Origin of the sequence: Nocardia sp. NPDC004568, from assembly GCF_040609955.1 — a bacterium.
Classification (GTDB): domain Bacteria; phylum Actinomycetota; class Actinomycetes; order Mycobacteriales; family Mycobacteriaceae; genus Nocardia.
This window is the reverse complement of the sequence record NZ_JBEXLL010000003.1, coordinates 1-18292: the sequence shown is the minus strand read 5'-3', so window position 1 is coordinate 18292 and position 18292 is coordinate 1. Positions and strand designations below refer to the sequence as shown.

18 protein-coding genes are annotated in these 18292 nt (G+C 69.2%); 8 read left to right on the top strand and 10 right to left on the bottom strand.

The features are described from left to right. Positions 1-33: 33 nt before the first annotated feature. From ABZV91_RS02020 to ABZV91_RS02010, 3 genes are all read right to left on the bottom strand, one after another. On the bottom strand, positions 34-474 hold the full coding sequence (locus tag ABZV91_RS02020; protein WP_355234008.1) for a VOC family protein: 441 nt from the start codon (positions 472-474) through the stop codon (positions 34-36). A gap of 262 nt (positions 475-736) precedes the next feature. Next, positions 737-943: a heavy-metal-associated domain-containing protein gene (locus ABZV91_RS02015; RefSeq protein ID WP_355234006.1), complete on the bottom strand. Its 207-nt coding sequence runs from the start codon at positions 941-943 to the stop codon at positions 737-739. A 48-nt stretch (positions 944-991) separates the two neighbouring features. Continuing rightward, positions 992-2395 carry an MFS transporter gene (locus tag ABZV91_RS02010; protein WP_355234004.1) on the bottom strand — a complete coding sequence of 468 codons (1404 nt, stop codon included), beginning with the start codon at positions 2393-2395 and terminating at the stop codon, positions 992-994. A 195-nt stretch (positions 2396-2590) separates the two neighbouring features. Between ABZV91_RS02010 and ABZV91_RS02005 the strand changes: the two genes are divergently transcribed. The 3 genes from ABZV91_RS02005 to ABZV91_RS01995 all read left to right on the top strand — a co-directional run bounded on the left by ABZV91_RS02005 (position 2591) and on the right by ABZV91_RS01995 (position 5742). Then, complete coding sequence (locus ABZV91_RS02005) at positions 2591-3490, top strand: hypothetical protein (protein WP_355234002.1); 900 nt, start codon at positions 2591-2593, stop codon at positions 3488-3490. Between the two features lie 123 nt (positions 3491-3613). After that, positions 3614-5005, top strand: coding sequence for an MFS transporter (locus tag ABZV91_RS02000; protein WP_355234000.1), 1392 nt, complete (start codon positions 3614-3616; stop codon positions 5003-5005). A 350-nt stretch (positions 5006-5355) separates the two neighbouring features. Next, a complete protein-coding gene (locus tag ABZV91_RS01995) occupies positions 5356-5742 on the top strand; it encodes a DUF1304 domain-containing protein (protein ID WP_355233998.1) in 387 nt (128 codons plus the stop codon). A gap of 18 nt (positions 5743-5760) precedes the next feature. Here the strand turns inward: ABZV91_RS01995 and ABZV91_RS01990 are convergent, their stop codons facing one another. Next, entirely contained in the window at positions 5761-6351 is a 591-nt protein-coding gene (locus tag ABZV91_RS01990) for a TetR/AcrR family transcriptional regulator (RefSeq protein WP_355233996.1), read from the bottom strand. Positions 6352-6438: 87 nt separating this feature from the next. Between ABZV91_RS01990 and ABZV91_RS01985 the strand changes: the two genes are divergently transcribed. Both ABZV91_RS01985 and ABZV91_RS01980 read left to right on the top strand, forming a co-directional pair. Next, positions 6439-6846: a DUF4267 domain-containing protein gene (locus tag ABZV91_RS01985; protein WP_355233994.1), complete on the top strand. Its 408-nt coding sequence runs from the start codon at positions 6439-6441 to the stop codon at positions 6844-6846. A 52-nt stretch (positions 6847-6898) separates the two neighbouring features. After that, positions 6899-7372 carry a DUF1772 domain-containing protein gene (locus ABZV91_RS01980; RefSeq protein WP_355233992.1) on the top strand — a complete coding sequence of 158 codons (474 nt, stop codon included), beginning with the start codon at positions 6899-6901 and terminating at the stop codon, positions 7370-7372. A 143-nt stretch (positions 7373-7515) separates the two neighbouring features. On the opposite strand, the gene ABZV91_RS01975 is transcribed toward ABZV91_RS01980, so the two are convergent. Further along, entirely contained in the window at positions 7516-8436 is a 921-nt protein-coding gene (locus tag ABZV91_RS01975; protein WP_355233990.1) for an NADP-dependent oxidoreductase, read from the bottom strand. Between the two features lie 141 nt (positions 8437-8577). After that, on the bottom strand, positions 8578-9630 hold the full coding sequence (locus ABZV91_RS01970) for an alpha/beta hydrolase (protein ID WP_355233988.1): 1053 nt from the start codon (positions 9628-9630) through the stop codon (positions 8578-8580). A 266-nt stretch (positions 9631-9896) separates the two neighbouring features. Here ABZV91_RS01970 and ABZV91_RS01965 point away from each other — a divergent pair, with 266 nt between their 5' ends. Both ABZV91_RS01965 and ABZV91_RS01960 read left to right on the top strand, forming a co-directional pair. Then, the gene (locus ABZV91_RS01965; RefSeq protein WP_355233986.1) at positions 9897-10388 is read left to right on the top strand and encodes a DUF2752 domain-containing protein; all 492 of its coding nucleotides are present in this window, start codon (positions 9897-9899) and stop codon (positions 10386-10388) included. Between the two features lie 14 nt (positions 10389-10402). Next, on the top strand, positions 10403-10591 hold the full coding sequence (locus ABZV91_RS01960) for a hypothetical protein (RefSeq protein ID WP_355233984.1): 189 nt from the start codon (positions 10403-10405) through the stop codon (positions 10589-10591). Here the strand turns inward: ABZV91_RS01960 and ABZV91_RS01955 are convergent. From ABZV91_RS01955 to ABZV91_RS01940, 4 genes are all read right to left on the bottom strand, one after another. Next, complete coding sequence (locus tag ABZV91_RS01955; protein WP_355233982.1) at positions 10576-11931, bottom strand: M1 family metallopeptidase; 1356 nt, start codon at positions 11929-11931, stop codon at positions 10576-10578. The two genes, ABZV91_RS01960 and ABZV91_RS01955, sit on opposite strands and share 16 nt — an antisense overlap. Further along, positions 11931-15845, bottom strand: coding sequence for a Pls/PosA family non-ribosomal peptide synthetase (locus tag ABZV91_RS01950; RefSeq protein WP_355233980.1), 3915 nt, complete (start codon positions 15843-15845; stop codon positions 11931-11933). Before ABZV91_RS01950 ends, ABZV91_RS01955 begins: the two co-directional genes overlap by 1 nt. 142 nt (positions 15846-15987) lie before the next feature. Continuing rightward, positions 15988-16464, bottom strand: a complete 477-nt coding sequence (locus ABZV91_RS01945; protein ID WP_355234407.1) for a flavin reductase family protein — start codon at positions 16462-16464, stop codon at positions 15988-15990. A 156-nt stretch (positions 16465-16620) separates the two neighbouring features. After that, positions 16621-17094: a YbaK/EbsC family protein gene (locus ABZV91_RS01940; RefSeq protein ID WP_355233978.1), complete on the bottom strand. Its 474-nt coding sequence runs from the start codon at positions 17092-17094 to the stop codon at positions 16621-16623. 139 nt (positions 17095-17233) lie between these two features. Between ABZV91_RS01940 and ABZV91_RS01935 the strand changes: the two genes are divergently transcribed. Then, a complete protein-coding gene (locus tag ABZV91_RS01935) occupies positions 17234-18055 on the top strand; it encodes a crotonase/enoyl-CoA hydratase family protein (protein WP_355233976.1) in 822 nt (273 codons plus the stop codon). Positions 18056-18292: the final 237 nt, after the last annotated feature.

Sequence of the window (18292 nt, the reverse complement as noted above, 5' to 3'; positions counted from 1 at the left end):
GGCGCCTTCGCGAGTTGTGCCCGTGCGGCAGTTTCAGCTGAGCTCTTCGGCCAATCCGACGATGATGTTCTCGGGGCCACGGACGTAGCAGAGCCGGTAGATGTTCTCGTATCGCACCACTTCGCCGACGAGTTCGGCGCCGTGGTCGCGCAGGCGGGCGATGACGTCGTCGAGGTCGTCGACGGCGAACATCATGCGACGGATACCCAGCGTATTCGCCGGTGCGTCTTTCGGTTCGGGGGTGATCGCCCGCGGCTTGTGGAACTTCGCCAGCTCGATTCGGCCGGGGCCGTCCGGGATCCGCAGCATGGCGACATCCTGCTGGACGTTGTCGAGCCCGATGACGCGTTCGGCTCCACGCCACTCGAGCGGACCTCTGCCTTCCAACTCCATGCCGAGTTCGACGAAGAACGCGATGACAGCGTCCAGATCCTCGACAACGATCAGCACGTTGTCCATACGCCGAATCGCCATATCAAGCCTCCTTGGATGTGGTGCGGCCACGATGCCCGCCTCTACCTCTGGGACGGAGCCGGCACGCCATTATCGACAATTCGGCCGCATCGGCTTCGGCAACATGGAAATGATCGTCGTCGTGGTGGTCTCGACGGTGACGAGCAACGATGAATGCCTACCTGTGGGTGGTCGATGGCAGGGCAGTCGGCGTGCCTTGGGCACGGAAACGCCCGGTGCCACCCGTCCGTGTCGGGCGGGTGGCACCGGGCGTGTCTCGTGTTCATTCGGCCAGGTGGAAGCCTGCCTCCTGGACTGCCGTGGCGATCGCGTCTCGGCCGACCGGTTCTGTGGCGGTGATGGTGACCAGGCCACCGGCCACATCCACGTCGACTGTCCGGACGCCCGCGATCCGGCCGACCTTGTCGCGAACCTTGCCGGCGCAGCACCCGCAGGTCATCCCGGTGACGTTGAGGGTTGTGGTATTCATCTCGCTGTTTCCCTTCTTGTTCAACGGATTTCGGGTCGTGCCGACCGGTTATGTCACCGATTCGGTGCGACGCATGGTCGCCGCCGTGACAGCGGCGCCGACGAGGGCGATGACGGCGGCGCCGATGAATGCCGCCGAGAACCCGTTGGTGAGGTCCGGCAGACTGTCGATACGGTCGGCGCCGAAGGAGGCGGCGACCGCGGTCATGGCCGCCAGTCCCAGCGCGGAGCCGACCTGGTAGCTGACGTTGACGATGCCGGAGGCCAAGCCGCCCTCCTCGGGGCGGGCCGCGGAGATGGCGGTGCCCAGCGAGGGCACGAAGGCCAGTGACATCCCGCCGGCCGCGACCAGCGAGGCCGGCAGGACGTCCATCCAGAAGTTTCCGGTCGGACGCACCAGCGACATGATCGCCAGGCCGAGTCCGAGCACGGTCAGCCCGGTCACGATCATCGGCTTGACACCGAACCGCTGCATGGCGCGGGGCGCCAGCACGATCATGCCCAGCATGATCAGGGTGGTCATCGGCAGCAGGGCCGAGCCGGCGGGGAAGGCGTTGTAGCCGAGTACCTGCTGGAGGTACAGGTTCAGGAAGAACCACATGGGCACCCAGGCCGCGCCGAGCAGGAGTTGGGCGATATTGGCGGCGGCGAGATTCGGCGCCGCGAAGATGCCCAGTCGCATCAGCGGTTCCCGGCGCCGCGCCTGGATCGCGACGAAGGTGGCGAGCAGTGCGGCGGCTGCGCCGAGGACACCCCACGTCTGTCCCGACGCCCAGCCGGCCTCCGGTGCCCGGACGATGCCGTAGACGGCCGCGGCGAGACCCGCGGTGACCGTTACGGAGCCGAGCAGGTCGACGGAACCGGAACGGGCCGGCGCGTCGGGCATGAGCGCGGGGACCGCGAGCAAGGCCAGCAGTGCGATCGGGATGTTGATGTAGAAGACCCAGGGCCAGCTGATGTATTCGGTGATGACGCCACCGAGGAAGACGCCGGCGGTGCCGCCCGCGGGGGCTGCCGCGCCGTAGACGGCCAGCGCCTTGGTGAGTTCTCCCGGCGTCGAACCGAACAGCATCATCAGCAGGGTCAGCGCCGCGGGGGCGATGAGAGCGGCGCCACCGCCCTGGATCGCGCGTCCGGCCAGTTCGATCGCGACATTGCCCGCCGCGCCCGCGAAGGCCGAGCCCGCGAGCAGGATCGCCCAACCGGCGGCGAACACCCGCCGCGCACCGAGCAGATCCGACAATCGCCCGCCGAGCAGCAGCAACCCGCCGAAGGCGATGACATAGGCGTTGAAAACCCAGGTGAGGTTCTCCTGGGAGAACCCGAGATCGGTCTGCATCTTCGGGAGGGCGATCCCGATGATCGATGTATCCATGATGACCATGAACTGTGCGGCGGCGATGACCGCCAGCGCCCACCACTTCCGCGTGGTGGTCCGCGTCTGCGTACTCATGACATTTTCCGTCCTCTCGGAGCCCTTCCGGGGTCGCTACCATACCCCCCTAGGGTATCTCTTCGTCAAGAGGGAATGTCGGCAGCGGGTGCATTCGGCTCGATCTCGAGGCCATTCGCCGACCGGACTTGCACATACCCCCCGGGGGTACTACGTTCATCGTCGTAACCGCAACATGATCGGAAGGCCGCGACTATGACCACTCGGACTCACGCCCATCACCACGGCGACCACACCGCTCATGCCGCTCATGCCGAGCACGTCGCACACGGCGACCACGCGGGGCACGGCACACACGCCGACCACGCGGGGCATGCCGGTCACACGGGGCATGCCGGTCACACGGGGCACGGCGAGCACGCGGGGCACGGCAGCGCCGTGCCGGGTGGCCTCCAGATCACCCAGGACGGGTACACCTTGGAGCTGGCGGAGCCGATCACCGGCACGGGTGAGATCGACTTCCGGTTCCGCATTCTGGGTCCGGACGGGAAACCGGTCACCGCCTACTCGGCTCTCCATGACCGTGATCTGCACCTCATCGTGGTGCGGCGCGAACTGACCGGGTTCTGGCATGTACACCCCGAGTTGGGCGCCGACGGCGTCTGGTCGGTGCGGCTGAATCTTCCGGAGGCGGGGGCCTACCGGGTGTTCGCCGATATCGCCCCGCGCGCGCTCGGCAGGACACTGACCCTCGGTGCGGATCTGGCGGTGGCGGGGCAGTACGCGCCGCGGCCGGTACCGGCGGCCGCGCGCAGCGCGATCGTGGACGGATACGAGGTAGCCCTCGAGGGCGATCTCGTGCCCGGGGAAGGTCGCCTGCTCACGCTCACCGTGCGCAAGGACGGCGAGCCGGTCACCGATCTGCAGCCCTATCTGGCCGCCTACGGCCACCTGGTGGTCCTGCGTGCGGGCGACCTGGCCTATATCCACGTGCACCCGAACGGCGAACCCGGCGACGGGGTGACCGCGCCCGGTCCGGACGTCACGTTCCACACCGCCGTACCCGGGCCCGGCACCTACCGCCTGTTCCTGGATTTCCGGCACGGCGATGTAGTGCGTACCGCTGCCTTCACCCTGCCCACCGTCACCCATTGAGCTCGTCGGTGGGTGGGTGCGCGGCGCGCCCGCCCACCGACGGCGAAGGAGTCCGGCATGTGCGAGTGCTGTTGTCGAACCACCCGTGGCCCACCCCTGCTCACCCCGAAGGAAGTATCCGCGATGCGCTCCGCGCCCCTGACCTCCTCACCGTTCCGAAACCGCGACTATCTGCGGCTGTTCACCGCTCAGGTGACCGGCCTGTTCGGCACCGGACTGACCACCGTCGCCCTCGGGTTGCTCGCCTACGAGCTCGCCGGTGCGGCCGCTGCCGCCGTCCTCGGCGCCGCGCTGACCATCAAGATGGTGGTCTATGTGACGGTCGCCCCGATCGTGGGCGCTTATGCCGACCGGTTCCCCCGCCGGCCGTTCCTGGTGTCCCTGCACCTGGTCCGCGCCGCTGTGGTGCTCGCGTTGCCGTTCATCGATCAGATCTGGCAGATCTATCTGCTGATCGCCGTCCTGCAAACCGCTTCCGCCGCCTACACTCCGACCTATCAGGCCGTCATTCCCGACATCCTGCCCGATGAGCGTGAATACACGCGCGCCCTGTCGGCGGCCCAGCTGGCCGCGACCATGGAGACCCTGCTGAGTCCCATGCTGGCCGCTGTCGCGCTGACCGTGATGAGCTTCCACTGGTTGTTCGTCGGCACCGCGATCGGCTTCGCCGTCTCGGCCGCGCTGGTGATCAGCGCCCGGATACCGGACGTGACGGCCGCGACCGAGGGTTCCTTCCGCGAACGGATCACGGTCGGACTGCGCATCTTCGCGGGTACGCCGCGACTGCGCGGCCTGCTCGGATTGAATCTCGTCGTCGCGGCCGCCGGATCCGTGGTGATGGTCAATACGGTCAACTATGTCCGCGATGTCCTCGGCGGCACGCAGTCCGGCGTCGCGCTGTTGCTGGCCGCGAACGGGTTCGGGACCATGCTCGTCGCCCTGGTGCTTCCTCGCGTCCTCCATCGCCTCGGTGCCCGGCCGGTCATGTTCACCGGCGCGGTGACCCTGCTCGCCGCACTCGGATCGGCCATCGCCCTGTCCTTCGCCGACTCCGGTGACTGGCGCGGGACCGCCGCCGTCGCGGTATGGGCAGGCGTCGGTGCGGGCACCGCGGCGATACTGACACCCACCGGGCAGGTACTGCGCCGTTCGTCCCGACCGGCCGACCGTCCCGCGCTGTTCGCGGCCCAGTTCTCGCTCTCACATGTGGCGTGGCTGCTCACCTACCCGATCGCCGGATGGTTGACCACCGTTGCCGGCTTCACCACGACCTGGGTGGTTCTCGCGGGGCTGGGTGCGGCGGGGATGGTGGTGGCACTGCGGATGTGGCCACGTCACGACCCGGAGGTGCTGACCCATCTGCACGAGGTCGGCACGATCGACCCCGCGCGCCTCGCCGACGCGGTACGCGTGGACGACCGCTACTACCGGCACACCCACGCGTACGTCATAGATGCCGAACATCCGCGTTGGCCGACGGCAGGGCGACGGCTGGTCGAGAGCGCCGCGGCCTGAACATCACACCGAACCGCGTCATCCGGCGGGCACCCGAAATCCGGGTGCCCGCCGCGGCGTCCCGCTCGGGAAACGGGTATCCAACTCGGTGTGGTGGTGTCCCGGTGGGGCCCTGAACCTGGACAGGAATACGCGCCGATGTCAGGATTCCGGGTCCCGTATTCGCGCAGTCGGTTCCGAAGAGACGCCGGCGAATCGGTCGGCGAGTAAGCGCGTGGCCCGGACCCGTGGATCGCGACCGGTCCGGGGGCGGGGAGGGTGACGGTGGAGGTGTCCGTCGGCGAACCCGCCGGGCGATTGCGCGGCGACAACCGCTGGCCGGGGTGGTCCGTGAGCTAGTGTCGGTGCTCGTGCTCATCGCTATCGCAGTGTTCGCGGCGGTTTCGGCGTTGCTCCATGTCTACATCTGGTACCTGGAGTCGTTCGCGTGGACCGGTGCGGCGCGAGCTGTATTCGGCACCAGCGCCGAGGAAGCGGCGGCGACTCGGGAACTGGCCTTCAATCAGGGCTTCTACAATTTGTTCCTGGCGATCATCGCGGTGGTGGGAATCGTGGTCGCGACGGCCGGGGACCGCGGTGTCGGGGTGGCGTTGATCTTCGCCGGTACCAGCGCGATGCTGGGTGCCGCGCTGGTCCTGCTGCTCTCGTCTCCGGACAAGCGTGCCTCGGCGGTGAAACAGGGGGCGGCGCCACTGGTGACCGTTGCGCTCGGGGCGATCTGGGCCTTCATCGGTTGAGCGGACGGTCCCGGCGGGTCACGAGTGCTGCGAAGGGCCGGCCTGTTCCAGTAGCCGGCTGAGGATCGCCAGCCGGTTCTCGCGCAGGCCGGGGCGCAGCCGTCGGCCGCGTTCGAGGGTGGCCAGGCCGTGCAGTGCGCTCCAGCCGGTCTCGGTGAAGGTTTCCACGTCCTGGTCTCCGGCGAAGGGCCCCAGTACGGAGACCAGTTCGGCGAACGCGTCGCGCAGGGTTTGCGAGGCGCCGGGGCCGAATTGCAGATCGGTGGACATGGCGAACATCGCGTCGTAGACGGCGGGGTGCTCGGTGGCGAATTCGATGTAGGCGCGGGCGAGTGCCGCCAGTGCGTCGGAATCCGACTCGGCGGTGATGCGGGCGCGGTGCAGAGCGGCGGCGAGTTCGGCGATGCCGTCCTCGGCGACGGCCGTGACGATGGCGCGTTTACCGGCGAAATGGCTGTATAGGACGGGCTGGCTGTATTCGATCCGGTCGGCCAGTTTGCGGACGGTCACCGCGTCCCAGCCCTCGGTCTCCGCCAGTTCGCGCGCGGTATCGATGATCAGCCGGTGGCGCTCCGCCCGCTCCCGTTCCCGCCTCTTCTGAACACTCATGCTCGAAACTCTAGCACTGCTAGACATGTAAGCGGGGTTAGATTAATGTCGCTCTCATACATAGCACTGCTAGATTTCGGAGCACTCATGATCACCACTCGGCGTCTCGCCACCGCACTCTCGCTGCTCGGTGCGGCGTTCATCCTCTACATCGGGATCAGCTACCTGATCTCTCCCGAATCGATCGCCCCCGGGTTCGGCCTGCCCGAGTGGCCGACGGGTGACGCTGCGGCATTCATGAATCTGAAGGGCATTCGCGATACGGCCTGCGGGATCCTCGTCCTCGTGCTGCTGGTGCTCGGGCAGCGTTTCGCGCTGGGCGTCGTCATGCTCGTCGTCGCACTGATCCCGATCGGCGATATGACCACGGTGCTGGCCTACGACGGCTCCACGGCGACCGCCTTCGGAGTCCACGGCCTCACGGCGCTGCTCGTGGGCCTCACCGGACTGCTGCTCCTCCGCGAGCCCGCGGCATCCGCCCCCGCTCCGGCGTAACTGCCCGACCACGACCACTGCCAGCTGAATCTGCAAGACACAGGAGCCCGATATGTCCGTATCCGTCCAGATCCTCGCCGCCGTCGCGATTCTCACCAATGCTGTCGTCTACGGCACCGATGTCTTGGCCGCGCTGGTCATGCGGTCGGTCTACCGCCGGCTCGACGACGCCACCATGACCCTCAGCGCGGGTTGGGGTCACTACTACGCCGATGCGCGTATGCCGCCGGTCGGTATCACCGGAGTGGTGGCGGCATTGGGGGCCGCGGTGATCGCCGCTCTGACCGGCTCCGCCGGTGCCGCTGTTTCGGCGGGTCTCGCGGTCCTCGCCCTCGTTGTGTGGCTCGCCCTCTACGCCCGGATCGCCAAACCGATCAACGCGGCACAGAAGGCCGCCGCTCGATCCGGTGTGACGCCGCCGAACGCCCGTGCTCTGCAGGAGCGTTGGGACAGCATCATCTATCCCCGCGTCATCCTGCAGGCCCTCGCTCTGGTCGCGTTGCTCGTCACCCTGGGCATCGCTTGAGCGCGAGAAAATTCCCGGCGGCCGGGTGGGACGACCGTCCCCCCGGCCGCTCACGTCCGCCGGTCGCACCGCGAGTCGCCGTCGCGTGAAGTCGCGTCGCGTACGGGTGGACCGGAAATCGGTTCCCCCGGCTCCGGTCGGCGTCAGAGCACGATGACGTTCTTGCCGCGGGTATGGCCCGACTGGCCCGCGGCGAAGGCATCGGCGACTTCCTCCAGGGAGAAGGTCGCCGCGACCGGGACCACCAGGTCGCCCTTGGCGGCGAGGTCGGCCAGGCGCTGGGTCTGGGCGCCGTCCGGGCGGACCCAGACCGCGTGGCCGCCGTGCTCGGTCACCGAGCCGTCGGCGATCGAGGCATGGCGGCCGTTCTTCGCCAGGACGGCCAGGGTGGTGTCGAGCTGGCCGCCGACGAAATCGGCCACCGCCTGCACCCCGTCCGGGGCGAGTTCGCGGATGCGTTCGATGACGCCCTCCCCATAGGCCACCGGTTCGGCGCCGAGTTCACGGAGGAAATCGTGGTTGTGTTCGGAGGCGGTGCCCAGGACGCGGGCGCCGCGCGCCCGGGCGATCTGGACACCCAGGCTGCCCACCCCGCCGGCCGCGGCGTGGATGAGCACGGTGTCCTCGCCGGTGACCTGGAGAAGATCGAGGGTGCGCAGGGCGGTACCGCCGGCCAGGGGCAGCGCGCCGGCCTGCTCCCAGGGCAGATCCGCAGGTTTGCGGGCCACGCGCGCCGCCGGTACGGCGACCAGTTCGGCGAAGGTGCCGTCCTGCAGGACGTCTTTGCGGGCGTAGGCCAGTACCTCGTCCCCGACCTCGAATTCCGGGGTATCGGTGCCCTTGCCGACCACGATCCCGGCGACATCCCAGCCCGGGATCACCGGAAAGATCGCATCGATCAAGCCGTCCAGCGCGCCCGACATGAGCTTCCAGTCGACCGGATTCACCCCGGCCGCGCGCACCTCGATCAGTACCGACCCCGGAAAAACCTTCGGTTTCGGCAGGTCGCGCACCCGGATATCGCTGTTGTCGGTGGTGTACCGGTCGTAGGTCGCTGCGCGCATAGTCCAGTCCTATCGGTTGCGGTCGTCATTGCGTGCAACGACGCGCCGCAAGCGGTATTCCGGAGTCCGTACGGCGGCGAACGACCGGTGCGGAGGGTCCGCCGAGCCGGGCGACGCTGACCGGACTCGGGGACTTCCCACTCAGCCCGCGGCCGCCGACCGAGAGCTGGTGCGGTTCAGGATGGCGGTCAGTTCATTGTTGAAATGGTCGATCCGCTCGATATTGCCCAGGTGACCGGTGGGCCAAACCTGATAGTCGGGCCGGTGACCGGCCTCGACCATGGTGTCGGCGATGAGGCGCGACATCCGTTCGGGGAGCAGGCGGTCGTAACGGCCGGCGATGATCGTGGTAGGTACGGTCAGGTTCGCCGCGGCCGCGCCCAACTGTAGATCCGCCAGGATGGCGGCATGCCGGCCGCGGGCCAGCGGGCGGCAGGAACGCACGATGTTCAGGGCGAATTCGGCCTGCTCGGTGGTGGCGCCGCGGGCCATGATGCGTTCTTTCAGGATCTCGCGGGCCGCCCAGCCGCCGGGCAGCGGGAGGGGCGTGGTGAGCAGGGACTCCGCGACGATCATCGGTAGCCGGATCGGCGAACCGAGCAGGCTCAGTGGCTGCTTTCCCAGGCTGAGCGGCTTGTTCAGCAGCGGCAGCAGATCGGTGTCGTAACGGATATTGCCCGAGGTGGTGTTGGCCAGCACGACCGCGCGGGCCCGCCGTTCCACCTGCTGCGGATGGCGGGCGGCCCAGGCCTGCAGGGTGATACCGCCCATGCTGTGCCCGACCAGCAGGGCCTGCTGACCCGGCCGTAGAGTCGCGTCCAGGACCGCGGCGAGATCGTCGGCGAGGGTGCGGTCGCCCAGCGGGGTCCGGCCGAGCGTGCTGTCGCCGTGGCCGCGCTGATCGTAGGCGATCACGCGGTAGCGGTCGGCGAAGGCGTTGATCTGGGGGTGCCAGTATTCGATGCAGCAGCTCCAGCCGTGGATGAGCACGATCGGCTCGGCATCGGCGGGACCGTAGGAGTGCACGCGCAGGCGGGCGCCGTCGACAGTGGTGACGGGAACGACCTCGGGATGGGCGGCCGGTGCGTTGTAGTGGGCCGATCGGAATCGGCGCGCGCGCAATGTAGCTCGGTACGGGGCGGTCAGAGCGCCTTGATGCGCCTGCGACAGCGCGGTTATCGATTTCACCAGCATCAGAACACTCCTTTGTGCCTGCTGACACGGTAACCCTGCAAGCTGGGTGCTTACAAGAGCAAGCGCCGTTCCGGTTCGCTTCATCCGGGAATGCCGTTGTTGTCCCGAATATCGCGCCGGTGCAGGGCTCTGTTAACTCCAGGTTGCCCATCCCGCGAACGTTCTATGCCTGTTCCGATGCGTCCACGGCCTGTTCCGATGCAACCGGAGCAAGCACCTCCGGAGGTTGTGGCGTCAACCCGCGGGCCGCGACTACCGTGAATGTCGTGAACGACTCGGACGCAGCAGACCCGCGCGAGCTCGTGGGCCCAGGGGCTCCGGCGGCGGCCGCGCCGGGAAACGGCGATGCCGGGTTGTCCGGGTGGCGTGGACTGCTGCTGCCCGGTGCGGCGGCGGTCGCGGGGGCGGCGGCGGTGCTGTTGCTGCACGTCCGCGACCCGCATATCGAGGGCTCGTACGGGCTGTGCCCGGTCTACGCGCTGTTCGGTGTGTACTGCCCGGGTTGCGGGGGTATGCGCGCAGTACACAACCTGACCGAGGGACATATCGTCGATTCCCTGCACAGCAACCTGCTGGCGCTGCCGGTGTTGACGCTCTACGTGTTGTGGGTGGGCGATTGGGCGATCCGCGCATGGCGAGGCGAGGGGCCCCGCCTGCCCGGGATCAGCAGCCTCACGATGTGGACGCTGCTCGGCTCGATCGCCCTCTACACGGTGGTGCGCAATACGCCCTGGGGCACCTGGCTGACGCCGGTCTGAGAGACGAGGTACAGATGCGCGATTCACTCAAGGACCGGGTACGCGGCAAATTGCTGCGCCAACTGACCGAGGACGGCCCGGAGGGTGCCGAACCCGAGGATCCACGGCTCATCTCGGTCGTCACCGACCTCGAGGCGCTGAACAGCGTCGCCGAGGACGATCCGCTCATCGAACAGCTCGCGGGCCGCTACCTGGTGTTCTGACCCGCGCTCCCACCGACCGGTGGCAGCTGCGGCAGCGGTTCGGCATACAGCCATTCCTGCCACAGCGGCTGCAGGGGTGCCACGCTGTAGTGGCCGACCAGGTCGGTGAACTCCTCGGTGGAGACCGAGGCGTGCCGGTGGCGTGCGGTCCAGTCGCGGATGAGCCGGAAGAACGCGGTATCACCCAGCTCCAGCCGCAGCGCGTGGAGCGTGAGGGCGCCGCGTTTGTAGACCCGGTCGTCGAACATCAGCTCGGGCCCCGGATCACCGACCACGATGTTCTGCGGCTCCCGGCGCAGGGTGTGCCAGGCCGCGCGGGCGAGCTGATCGGCGCTGGGCCCGTGCGCGGCCTCCGACCAGATCCACTCCGCGTAACAGGCGAAACCCTCGTGCAACCAGATATCGCACCAGTGCTGGATGGTGAGGCTGTTGCCGAACCACTGATGGGCGAGTTCGTGCGCGACCAGGCGTTCGGCGCCGCGGCGTCCGTCGCAGTGGTTGGCGCCGAAGACGGAGATGCCCTGGGCCTCGATCGGGATCTCGAGCTCGTCCTCGGTGACCACGACCGAATAGCTCTGGAACGGATACGGGCCGAACAGCTCGCTGAACACCGACATCATCTCGGGTTGCCGGGCGAAATCGTGGTCGAAGGCCGCGCGCAGCGACGCCGGTACGACCGCGTGGATCGGGACCGGCGTGTGCCGGCTGGTGAGCTGATGCCTGCGGTAACGCCCGATCTGCACGGTGGCCAGATAGCTCGCCATCGGCTCGGTCTGTTCGTAGACCCAGGTGGTCTGGCCGGCTTTGACCTGTTTACCGACCAGCTCGCCGTTGGCGAGGGTGAAGTACGGGGTGTCGGTGGTGATCGAGATCCGGTAGCTCGCCTTGGAGCTGGGATGGTCGTCGCAGGGGAACCAGGACGCGGCGCCGTTGGGCTGGCTGGCCACCAGTGACCCCTCGGTCAGTTCCTCCCAGCCGACCTCGCCCCAGGGCCCGCGGACCGGTTTCGGGGCGCCGGCGTACTGCACGGCCAGTTGGAGGATTCCCCCCGCGGGAATCCGCTCACGCGGGGTGACGGTGAGTTTGCCGCGCTGATGGGTGTACTTACCGGCTTTGCCGCCGTTGATCAGCACCTTCGATACCGCCAGCGCCTGGGACAGGTCGAGGGAGAAGCGTGGGCGCTCGGCGGTGGTGACGGCGGTGATCACCGCCCGTCCGGCGAGCCGGTTGCTGGACACCTTGTAGTTCAGGTCCAGTTCGTACCGCGATACCCGATAGCCCCGGTTCCCGTTCTGCGGTAGATAGTCGTCGATGGGGGCGTCGTAGAACCTGCTCCCCATCAGCTGTCCGCGTCGTCGTCGGCCGGATCGGATCCGAGGTCGGCCGCCGGGCCGGCCCAGGGGGCGATGGGATTGCCCCACCATCTGGTGGAGGCCGGGACGGTGTCGCCGCGCATGACCAGCGAGGCCGGGCCCACGGTGGCCGCCGCGCCGAGGGTGGCGGCGGGCAGGGCGACGCAGTGCGGCCCGAGAGTGGCGCCGGGCTCCAGGGTCACGGCGTCCATGGCCATGATGCGGTCGTGGAACAGGTGGGTCTGCACCACGCAGCCGCGTTCCACGGTCGCGCCGTCACCGAGTGTCACCAGGTCTGCCTCCGGAAGCCAATAGGATTCGCACCATACCCCGGTACCGATCCGCGCGCCGAGCGCGCGCAACCAGAGGTTCAATACGGGCGTACCGGTTGCCGCGCGGGCGAACCAGGGCGCCGCGACGGTTTCCACGAACGCGTCCGATACCTCGTTGCGCCAGACGAACGAACTCCACAGCGGATGCTCACCGGCCCGGATCCGCCCGACCAGCACCCATTTCGCGGTGACCGCGCTCGCGCAGGCCACCGCGCCCGCGACCATAAGGACCACCCCGGACAGCAGTGCCGCCGCCGGATAACCGAAACGATCGGCCAGCCGGGCCAGCGCCGACAGGACGCCGAGCCCGATGGCGAAGGTCACCACGACCGCGGCGAGGCGGCAGGTCTCGAAGGCGCCACGGAACACGCGCAGCCGCAGCGGCGGATCGAAGGTGCGGTCGGTATCGGCGGTCCCCGCGGCCCGGCGCAACCGGACCGGCGGACTGCCCAGCCACGACGAGCCGGCCTTCGCCTTGGTCGGCGCCGCCGACAGCACCGCGACCAGTCCGTTCTTCGGCACCCGCCGGCCGGGCGCGGCCATCCCGGAATTGCCGAGGAACGCGCGTTTGCCGACCTTCGCCTCCCCGATGTGCAGCCAGCCGCCACCGAGCTCGTAACCGGCGACCATGGTGTCGTCGGCCAGGAAGGCGCCGTCGGCGACGGTGGTGAACTTCGGCAGCAGCAGCACCGTGGAGGCTTCGACCCGTTTGCCCACCTTCGCGCCCAACAGCCGCAACCAGATCGGGGTGAGCAGCGAGGCGTAGAGGGGGAACAGGAAGGTGCGGGCGGAGTCCAGCAGACGTTCGGTGACCCAGACCTGCCAGCCGACCCGGCTGCGCACCGGGTGATAACCCTCGGTCAGTCCGATACTGAGCAGCCGGACCGCGACAACGGTCGCGACCGCGTAGACCACCAGGCTGAAACCGGTGGCCACCGGTAGCCACAGGAAGGCGGGCAGCAGGGCGTCCGCGAAATCCACGGTGTCCCGAATACCCCAGGCGATCACGGCCAGACCCGCCGCGAGCCCGAACAGCGGCAGCGCTCCCAGCGCCAGCGACCCGACGCCGAAGGCCAGCACCCAGTGCACCGCCCGCTCCGGTGTCTCCGCGGGCCAGCGGTGCCGGGCCTTCCCGACCTTCACCGCCGGTGAACCCGCCCATTCCTGACCGGCCTTCACCTTGCCGGACACCGCCGACCCCGCCGCGATCTCGGCGTCACGGCCGATCCGCGTACCGGGCAGCAGCACCGACCGGGCGCCCACCACCGCGCCCCGGCCGACCACGATCGAACCGATGTGCACGGTATCGCCGTCGATCCAGTACCCGGACAGGTCGACCTCGGGTTCGACACTGCAGCCGTCGCGCAGTTCGAGCATGCCGGTCACCGGCGGCAGCGTGTGCAGATCCACGCCTTTGCCCACCTTCGCGCCGAGGGCGCGCGCGAAGGGCACCATCCACGGTGCTCCGGAAAGGTTCTCCGCTCCGCTGGCCTCCGACAGCCGCACCGCCGCCCACAACCGCAGGTGTACCGAACCGCCGCGTGGATAGCTGCCCGGTCGCACGCCGGCCAGCAGGGTCCGGGCGCCCGCCACACAGATCGCCATCCGGCCGAGCGGGGTGATGAAGACCAGGAACAACAGCGTGGTCCACCACCACGACAGGCGCGGCAGCCAGGGCAGCAGATCGAACCATCCGGCCACCCCGGAGGCCACGGCCAGCCAGGTGACCCATTGCAGTCCGGTCAGCGTCGTCAGTGCGACGGTGGCCAGTACCTGGATCCACTGCGCGGACCGCGGGGTGGGGCGGACCGCCCGTGTTTCGGCGACAGCGGCCGGGGCGCTCTGGTCGAGGAGTTCGGTGAGCGCGCCGAGACGGGGGTGGTCGTACACATCGGCCACCGTGACCCGCGGGTATCGCGCCCGCAGTCCGGTGACCAGCTGCGCCGCCGACAGCGAACCACCGCCGAGTGCGAAGAAATCGGCGTCGGCGCCGGTGATCTCGGCGCCGAGGACGTCGGTCCACAGTTGCGCGACCCAGGCGGCGGTGCCGGTGAGCCCGTGGTCGGTTCCGGCGTCGGCGACGGGCCAGGGCAGCGCGTTCCGGTCGACCTTGCCCGACGTGCGGGTCGGCAACTCGGGGACCACCACCAGCCGGGGGATCAGCGGAGCCGGGAGGCGGCCGGCGAGCCGGGCGCGCGCGGCGGCCAGGTCGTAGTCCTCGGTGACACCGGTGAGGTACCCGATCAGGACCGGCGCGCCGGTCGCCGTGGCCCGGACCGCGGCGGCCGCGCCGCCGACTCCCGGCAGGTGCTGGAGCGCGTTGTCGATCTCGCCGAGTTCGATCCGGCGGCCGCCGATCTTCACCTGGTCGTCGGCCCGGCCGAGAAAGATCAGCCCGGCCTCTTCGTTGCGCACCAGGTCGCCGCTGCGGTAGGCGCGGTCCCAGCCCAGCGTGGGCAGGGGCGCGTACTTCTCGGCATCCTTTGCCGGGTCGAGGTAGCGGGCCAGCCCGACCCCGCCGATCACCAGTTCTCCGGTCTCACCTTCGCCGACCGGTTCGCCGTCGGCGTCGACCACCACCAGATCCCAGCCGTCCAGCGGGAGACCGATCCGTACCGGCCCGGTGCCGTCGAGCAGCGCGGCACAGGCCACCACTGTGGCCTCGGTGGGGCCGTAGGTGTTCCACACCTCGCGATCCGGGTCGGCCAGCCGCTCGGCCAGTTCCGGTGGCACCGCCTCACCGCCGAAGATGAACAACCGGACCGATTCCAGGGCCTCGGCGGGCCAGGTCGCGGCCAGGGTCGGGACGGTGGACACCACGGTGATGCCCTGCCGGACCAGCCACGGGCCGAGATCGGCGCCGGTGCGTACCAGCGCGCGCGGCGCGGGGACCAGGCAGGCGCCGTGCCGCCAGGCCAGCCACATCTCCTCGCAGGACGCGTCGAAAGCGACCGAGAGGCCCGCCAGCACGCGGTCGCCGGGACCCAGCGGCGCGTCCCGGAGGAACATGCGGGCCTCGGCGTCGACGAAAGCGGCCGCGTTGCGGTGGGTCACCGCGACACCCTTGGGCGTACCCGTGGAACCCGAGGTGAAGATGATCCAGGCATCGTCGTCCACCGTGGGCGCAGGGCCGGGTCGCCCGTCGACGGCTGCCGCCGCGTCCGTACGCCCGCCGACCGGCTGGATGCCGTCGGCCGTCACCACGGCCGTCACCCGGGCCTCGGTGAAGACCAGCTCCGCCCGCTCCGCGGGATCGTCGGCGTCCACCGGGACGTAGGCCGCGCCGGCGTGCAGCACCGCCAGAATCGTGAGGTAGAGCTCCCAGGTGCCCGAGGGCATCCGCACGCCCACCCGGTCACCGCGACCCACTCCGGCGGCGGCCAGTTCGCGGACCGAGCTCTCGAGTTCGGTGCGCAGCTCCGCGTAGGTGAGGGTGCGGTCCGCCGTGGCGATCGCGGGCGCGTCGGGATGTCGCGCGGCCGTCGCGGCGACGATATCGACCAGGGTGCGCGCCGGGGGCGCGGCCTCGGCCCGTCGTAGCGCGCTCTCCGCATGCACCTGCGCCCGCATCTGTCCGGCCCACCTTCCATCGCCCAGCCGACGGACTGGTTCTCTCATACGAGGGTTACCGCACGGCAAACAGCGGTCGACCGGGTGAACAGATTACTCGGCGACGGGTGACATCCGATGTCAGCGGGCGGGGCGAGGGCGGTTATTCCACGTCGTCGGCGAGCAGGGTCGGGCGGTGGTACCGGCCGTTGTAATAGAGCAGCGGGGCCGCGGACGCTTCGTCGCCGGTGTCGTCGTGTACCCGGACCACCCGGCCGACCACGAAGGTGTGATCACCGATCGGGATGAGCTGCTCCACGGTGGTGCGCAGCCACAGCGGGGTGCCGTGCAGGACCGGTTCGCCCGTGTCCAGAGTGCTCCACAGGGCGGGGTCGCTGAACCGGTGCGCGGCGGTACGGGCGAAACGCTGGGCCAGGTGCCGCTGGTGCTCGCCGAGGAAATGGATCACCACGGACTCGGCGGCGGTCAAAGCCTCCAGACTCGAGGATGTGTGGCTGATGTTGAACGAGACCAGCGGGGGGTCGAGGGACAGCGAGGCGAACGAGGTCGCCGTGAAACCGACCGGACCGGCGGCCGAGCCGAGCGTCACGATGGTGACGCCCGCCGGGTAGTGGCGCATCGAGGCGCGGTACTGCTCGGCGGTGATACCGCTGAGGTCGTCGGGGATCCGGATTCCGGTCTCGGGCCGTGGTACTTCGGTCACCTCGCCGACGCTACGCCCGGAACGGCCCGTCGCGGTGAGCTGGTCCATTGTCCGGGAGGGTGGTGGCGGGCGTCAGTCCACGTCGAGGGACAGTCCCGCGGTGATCCGCAGCAGCTCGGTGTAGGAGGTGCGGAAAACAGTTCCCGGGCTGCCACCGGCGGCCCACAGTTCGCGATGACTCGACAGCCGCGAATCAACCCAGGTGGGCAGATTCGCCGGATGACCGATGGGCGCCACACTGCCCGGCAGCTGCCCGGTGTAGCGCACCACCAGATGCGGTGGGGCGGGGATCAGCGCGCCCTCGAGGCGCGCGCCGGTGCGTTCCGGATCCACCTGGTGCGCCGCCGAGACGAGAAGCAGGATCGGCTCGTCACCGAGGAGAAAGACCTCCGAATGCACAAGCGCCCCGAGTTCCACCTCCATCGCCTCGGCGGTCTCCGCGGGACCGGTCGCCGATTCCGGCGCGGTGACGATCAACCCGTGGTGGCCACGGGCGATCAGAGTATCCGAGACCCGGCAGGTTATCTGTGGAAGCGACCTGCGCATGGGCACAGGGTAGAGCGATACACAGTGTCCCGCGCGGCTTTCCCCACTCACCGGACGAGGTCTTTTCGTCCCCGGTCGCGCCGGTGAGCCGCGGCCGGCCCGGTACCCGGCGCCCGACCTGCCCCCTTAGGCTGGGCAGATGACAGATTGGCAGGCTTTCACCGTCGAGACCGACGATCGCGTCGCCCGGGTGACCCTCACCGGGCCGGGTAAAGGTAATGCGATGGGCCCGGATTTCTGGCGGGAGCTGCCGGAGATCTTCCACGGCCTCGACGCCGACCCCGAGGTCCGCGCCATCGTCCTCACCGGCTCCGGGAAGCACTTCTCCTACGGCCTGGACCTGCCCGCGATGAGCGGCACCTTCGGCCCGCTGATGGCCGACCGCGCGCTGGCCGCCCCGCGGACCGATTTCCTCGCCGACATCCGGCGCCTGCAGGCCTCGATCACCGCCGTCGCCGACTGCCGTAAACCGGTGATCGCCGCGGTTTCCGGCTGGTGCATCGGCGGCGGTCTCGACCTGATCGCCGCCGCCGATATCCGCTACGCCAGCGCGGAGGCGAAATTCAGTCTGCGTGAGGCGAAGGTCGCCATCGTGGCCGATGTGGGCTCGCTACAGCGGCTACCCGGGATCATCTCGGAAGGCCACCTACGTGAACTGGCTTTCACCGCCAAGGACATCGACGCGGCCCGGGCGGAGAAGATCGGCCTGGTCAACGACGTCTTCGCCGACCAGGAGGCGGTACTGGAGGCCGCCCATGCCACCGCCCGCGAGATCGCCGCGAACCCGCCGCTGGTGGTGCAGGGCGTGAAAGACGTACTGGGACAGCGTAATTCCGCCGCGGTGGCCGAAGGCCTGCGCTACGTCTCGGCCTGGAACGCCGCCTTCCTCCCGTCCGAGGATCTGACGGAAGCCATCCAAGCGGTCTTCGAGAAGCGGCCCCCGGAATACAAAGGCCGCTGAACGCCACGACTCGGCAGGCCCCGACCTGTGGACCACGCTGGTACGGCTGCCCCCCACGACCCGATGTGAGCTCGGCCCGGCCGACCGCGCGGTCGAGTCGCCATCCGCCCCCAACGTCGAATCCCGACGCAACCCCCTGCGTCGAGTCTTACGAGACACCTCCAAGGGTTGAGGCCCGTCTCGCCGTTTCGGCCTCGAAAGCGCCCGCGCGAAGCGCAAGTCTCGAGGCCGAAACGG

Coding starts and splice junctions, on each gene's coding strand:
- ABZV91_RS01975 (WP_355233990.1), bottom strand. CDS start 8,436: ATGCGCGCAGCGACCTACGACCGGTACACCACCGACAACAGCGATATC.
- ABZV91_RS01945 (WP_355234407.1), bottom strand. CDS start 16,464: ATGCGCCACTACCCGGCGGGCGTCACCATCGTGACGCTCGGCTCGGCC.
- ABZV91_RS01950 (WP_355233980.1), bottom strand. CDS start 15,845: ATGCGGGCGCAGGTGCATGCGGAGAGCGCGCTACGACGGGCCGAGGCC.
- ABZV91_RS01985 (WP_355233994.1), top strand. CDS start 6,439: ATGATCACCACTCGGCGTCTCGCCACCGCACTCTCGCTGCTCGGTGCG.
- ABZV91_RS02020 (WP_355234008.1), bottom strand. CDS start 474: ATGGCGATTCGGCGTATGGACAACGTGCTGATCGTTGTCGAGGATCTG.
- ABZV91_RS02005 (WP_355234002.1), top strand. CDS start 2,591: ATGACCACTCGGACTCACGCCCATCACCACGGCGACCACACCGCTCAT.
- ABZV91_RS01935 (WP_355233976.1), top strand. CDS start 17,234: ATGACAGATTGGCAGGCTTTCACCGTCGAGACCGACGATCGCGTCGCC.
- ABZV91_RS02010 (WP_355234004.1), bottom strand. CDS start 2,395: ATGAGTACGCAGACGCGGACCACCACGCGGAAGTGGTGGGCGCTGGCG.
- ABZV91_RS01960 (WP_355233984.1), top strand. CDS start 10,403: ATGCGCGATTCACTCAAGGACCGGGTACGCGGCAAATTGCTGCGCCAA.
- ABZV91_RS01980 (WP_355233992.1), top strand. CDS start 6,899: ATGTCCGTATCCGTCCAGATCCTCGCCGCCGTCGCGATTCTCACCAAT.
- ABZV91_RS01970 (WP_355233988.1), bottom strand. CDS start 9,630: ATGCTGGTGAAATCGATAACCGCGCTGTCGCAGGCGCATCAAGGCGCT.
- ABZV91_RS01955 (WP_355233982.1), bottom strand. CDS start 11,931: ATGGGGAGCAGGTTCTACGACGCCCCCATCGACGACTATCTACCGCAG.
- ABZV91_RS01940 (WP_355233978.1), bottom strand. CDS start 17,094: ATGCGCAGGTCGCTTCCACAGATAACCTGCCGGGTCTCGGATACTCTG.
- ABZV91_RS01990 (WP_355233996.1), bottom strand. CDS start 6,351: ATGAGTGTTCAGAAGAGGCGGGAACGGGAGCGGGCGGAGCGCCACCGG.
- ABZV91_RS02000 (WP_355234000.1), top strand. CDS start 3,614: ATGCGCTCCGCGCCCCTGACCTCCTCACCGTTCCGAAACCGCGACTAT.
- ABZV91_RS02015 (WP_355234006.1), bottom strand. CDS start 943: ATGAATACCACAACCCTCAACGTCACCGGGATGACCTGCGGGTGCTGC.